We start from the raw sequence: 4,198 nt of genomic DNA, 5'->3' as shown, positions 1-4,198 counted from the left end.
TTAAAAACAAGATCTAAAAACTTAACGACGAGCCTGTGGATAACTTGGAGTGCTGAAAACAAAAAACCAATAAAAACAATGCGTTGCAAAAAAGCAGAATTGCAAGTTCCGAATACACCCCCTCCAACCCTGTGGAAATCCAGTATTCATGCGGGTTCAGCGCATATCACCTCCCGAAAAACCGTGCGTATGTGCTCAATCAGGCGACGGATTCACTTCCGCTTCCTCGCCCACTCGCTCGCTAACGCTCGGTCGCTGGGACTGCGGCGAGCGGACGATACAATCACTGTCCTGGCAGCGCTTCCAGCTCGTTAATCAGCGGCAGTATGCGCGTCACATCAGCCTGTCGTGTCACCTCTGCCTTCAGGAACTGGAGTAACCAGGCACGCAACTGCACCTCCTCCGGCTTTCTGACCTTTGCCAGCAATGCTGCACCCACAATGACCTTCTGCGCTGTGTCCAGACTCCTGCTCTTCGCCTTCAGGCGCTGTAATCTGGCCTCAGCATCAGCAATCTTCTGTTCGAGTGTTCTGCTCATGATGTAACTCCGTGCGCGATGAAAAATCGCATTTTAGCGCGTCACTGGTAGTTTAAAAACTGAGCTGGCATAATGCACGGAAAATCACGAAGTGCGCACTTATACAATCTCCACTCCGTTTCGATTGTGTGCGCCCTGCGGGGCTGAAAGAAAACCACAAAAAGGCATTACGGCAGAAATGGCGATTTATCATCTCAGCATGAAAATCATCTCCAGAAACAGCGGCTACAGCGCCGTTGCTTCTGCTGCCTATCGTTCCGGTTCACTGATGCTTGATGAGCGTACCGGACTGACTCACGACTACACCCGCAAAAGCGGTGTGGCTGAAGCTGTGATTCTGACTCCCGCGACAGCCCCTGCCTGGTGTACGAACCGTGCCGAACTCTGGAATGCCGTTGAGAAGGCCGAACGCCGGAAGAACTCACAACTTGCGCGGGAAATTGAACTCGCCATCCCCCGCGAACTACCGCAGGATGCCGCACGGGAAACCGTTCTCGCCTTTGTCAGAGAAAACTTTGTCAGTCAGGGCATGATTGCTGATGTGGCGTTCCATCACATGGATAAAACAAATCCCCATGCGCACATCATGCTGACCACGAGAGCTGTCGGACCTGCTGGATTCGGTGGAAAGGTCAGGGACTGGAACGACCGGACACATGCCGAGACGTGGCGTGCATCATGGGCTGACCATGCGAACAGGGCACTGGCGAACGCCGGTTATCAGGAAGAGATAGACCATCGTTCATACGAGCGACAGGGGCTTGAGAAAACGCCTGGTATTCACCTCGGAAAGTCTGCCTGTGCGATGGAAACACGCGGTATCGAAACAGAACGCGGCGAACAGAATCGTCTGATTAACAGACTTAACCTGGAAATACAGATTTCCCGTACCGAACTCAGAAACAGCGGGCTGACAGAGCCTGCCCGCCGTGTGGCTGACCTTCTGAATATCGTGCTTCCTGACAACGCAACTTCGTACACACTACGTGACATCATCGAAGCGTTGCCGAAGGACAGTAATGCGGCATGGAAACTCACCAGTAATGCCATGTCGATGATGGCAGATATGCAGGCGACGCGCAGACGCTGGGAAGAGCTGAACACCGAACGAAAGGAAGCGATGAGCCATGCTGCCAGCCTGAAAAAATCATCGCCGTTTTCGTCCGGTTTTTCCCGTATTCCCCTGATGCAATGGGCGGCACCGGAATACCGTAGCGAACAGGGAAAAATCCAGTCGCTGAGCCAGCAAATGGAAAAATTGCGACAGCATTACCGGAAGGTGGAGAAACAGGACATTCCCGCGAGTCAGACGGCATTTGAAAAACAGTGGCAGCAGTGGGGGGCATCCGGCCTTGCAGCTCTCAGAGTCCAGTTGCTTAAACGTGAAGAGGAATTGCGCCGGAAGGAGCAGGAGGATACAGAACGTAGTCGCGCGGAGCGACGAGCGGAACAGCTCAGGAAAAATGACAATGCCGTTATGGATTCAGGGGTACTGAGCGCAGTCGTTACGGAGTATGGCGAGGCCCCCATGCCTGGTAACGGGGAAATGACCTGTTACCTTCTGCTTCACAACCGGAACGGAGAATACACGCTCTGGGGGAACGAGCTGGAGAAATACCGCACCAGAATCTTTGAGCGTGTTGATTTAATGCGTGACAGGAGTGGTTATATCTGTGACCGAAGCGAAATCGGTCAACATCCACCACTGCAACGTGTTTATTCCTCTGCGACCTTTGAGCAACTTCTGACGCAGGTTTGCCAGACATGGCCGCAATATACCCGCAATCTCCGCCAGCCGAAGACATGGCCGGAGTCTTTCTGTCTTGGAGAAGACCGCCAGCCAGCCATGCCATCACTGGCAGCAAGGAAGGTGGATTTTACGCAGGGACGTCTGCTAGCGACGCTGATGCCGGTAATGAGTTCTGTCGACCGGGAAACCCGCCAGCTTCAGCTTTTGCTGGTCATGGGCGTGGATGACTCTCTGGGCGGTGTTGTCCGGCTTAATGGTACGCTGTATCCCGCGTTTGCCGTTCCCTCAGCCGATAACAGCCAGCTGGTCATCAGTGCACTGACCGATAAGGGGTTACGGTATGCAGGGTATGGTGTTGCCGTAAATCACGATGCAGACAGCCACATATCACCTGCGCCGGAACTTATGGAGTTTCATCTGAAAACCCGTGAGGCACCGCTTTTTGCTGCCGTCAACACACCAGAAAAACAGCCGGATCATCTGTTCCGCTCGCTGGGTTTTAATCGTACCTGGGACGAATGGCGGCGCGAGGAAGATGCACGAACACACGCCACCGAGAGGAGACATGATCGCGGTTGGTCACAGTGAATGTGAACAATATTTTGTTTTGTTTAACATCGTGTTATGTTCGTCGATGTTCTTCGATGTTCATCGACAGGGATGAATGCAAGAAGCACACACATAATGCAAGCATAGTTTTGTTTTTCCGCCCCCGAAAAATGGGGGTTCTTTTTTCGCTGCATTAGAGCGCTTTTGACGCAATTTTTCACTTCAATAGTACCTTCGCACTACTAACACAAAAAAAACGCAGCAGGGAGCGTTTTAGGTGCCTTAAAATCGATTCTAGATCGTCATCTTGATCTGTTTGTCTTCCTTGAAGCGAAAATGCAGGGCTACAACCGTGCGCCCCTTTTTGATCGTCTCAACCGTTACAGCCAGGTCGCTTTTTTTGTTCAGTTCGTCAACACAGGGTTTTATTAGATCCCTGTTTAACGTTTTGAAATCTTTATATTTACCATCAAGCATCAGTGATGATTTAAAATCATCGAGGGCGATAATACGTTCCCCAGTACTGCGGAATTGCTGGAGAATTTCGTATATTCTTATGCTGTAACTTCTTGATAAATTAGAAATATTTTTAATGACGACTCTGGTGAATTGCCCCTTCAACTGTGTCAGATAAGGCATTACCGCGTCAGAAAAAGTGATTTGTGCTTTCCCCTCTCCCCTCGCGTACTGTGCCCGATACTGAATCCAGCGGAACTCCTCGCGCTTCTCGTCGTCCTTGAGAATGATCGACCTGTCCCACAAACGATCGATCGCTTCCTGTAGCTGAACCTCGGCATTTTTCCGCCCCATATCAGGGAATGAATCAAAATATTCCGCAGCTGTAATGGTCATTGTCTTTTGCAATTCAGGTGAAGCTACGTCAGTACCGGAGTTAAGTCGGCTTATGCAGAGCAATAAGAAACGCTGTTCTTGTAAAGTTAGCTTGTAACTGGCCTCAACCAGCGCATTGGACTTATAGGCTATCAGAGGGTTTGATGTCATTTTAACCACCAGGCCAAAAATGAGGTGAAATAAAAACCTATCACCTTTAGCATTGGTGAGCAATTATATTTTCACCCCCCATTTTCCTGTGAATATTACCTTAAATCTCCTCACCTTTACCTTAAATTACCTCACCCAAGCACCTTAAATTATATCACCTTTACCTTAAATCATATCACCTATAGCGTTGTAACATTTTGTTTTCTATAAGGAATTTTGGCGCTAAAACAAGTATTAAAAACAAGATCTTAAAAACAAGATCTAAAAACTTAACGACGAGCCTGTGGATAACTTGGAGTGCTGAAAACAAAAAACCAATAAAAACAATGCGTTGCAAAAAAGCAGAATTGCAAGTTCCG

4 protein-coding genes are annotated in these 4,198 nt (G+C 49.5%); 1 reads left to right on the top strand and 3 read right to left on the bottom strand.

Translation table 11 applies throughout. The features are described from left to right. Positions 1–283: 283 nt before the first annotated feature. Positions 284–538 (bottom strand): relaxase accessory protein MobC, encoded by a 255-nt coding sequence (gene mobC / locus ACJHX3_RS24425; RefSeq protein ID WP_000091745.1) that lies wholly within the window; start codon positions 536–538, stop codon positions 284–286. A 178-nt stretch (positions 539–716) separates the two neighbouring features. Between mobC and mobQ the strand changes: the two genes are divergently transcribed. Continuing rightward, positions 717–2,876: a MobQ family relaxase gene (mobQ, locus tag ACJHX3_RS24420; RefSeq protein WP_023142279.1), complete on the top strand. Its 2,160-nt coding sequence runs from the start codon at positions 717–719 to the stop codon at positions 2,874–2,876. A gap of 255 nt (positions 2,877–3,131) precedes the next feature. Here mobQ and ACJHX3_RS24415 read toward each other — a convergent pair whose 3' ends face one another. Together ACJHX3_RS24415 and ACJHX3_RS24410 are read right to left on the bottom strand one after the other, a co-directional pair. Then, a complete protein-coding gene (locus tag ACJHX3_RS24415; RefSeq protein WP_001296720.1) occupies positions 3,132–3,839 on the bottom strand; it encodes a replication initiation protein in 708 nt (235 codons plus the stop codon). A gap of 175 nt (positions 3,840–4,014) precedes the next feature. After that, on the bottom strand, positions 4,015–4,198 hold a 184-nt coding region (locus tag ACJHX3_RS24410; protein WP_410236227.1), incomplete at its 5' end, for a hypothetical protein.

Origin of the sequence: Escherichia sp. WS1265 (genome assembly GCF_046487585.1) — a bacterium.
Taxonomy (GTDB): domain Bacteria; phylum Pseudomonadota; class Gammaproteobacteria; order Enterobacterales; family Enterobacteriaceae; genus Escherichia; species Escherichia coli.
The sequence above is the reverse complement of the archived record's forward strand: the minus strand, read 5'-3'. Positions and strand labels throughout refer to the sequence as shown.

Bases quoted from the DNA above. Each gene is read 5' to 3' on its own strand.
- ACJHX3_RS24415 (WP_001296720.1), bottom strand. From the start codon at position 3,839: ATGACATCAAACCCTCTGATAGCCTATAAGTCCAATGCGCTGGTTGAG.
- mobQ (WP_023142279.1), top strand. From the start codon at position 717: ATGGCGATTTATCATCTCAGCATGAAAATCATCTCCAGAAACAGCGGC.
- mobC (WP_000091745.1), bottom strand. From the start codon at position 538: ATGAGCAGAACACTCGAACAGAAGATTGCTGATGCTGAGGCCAGATTA.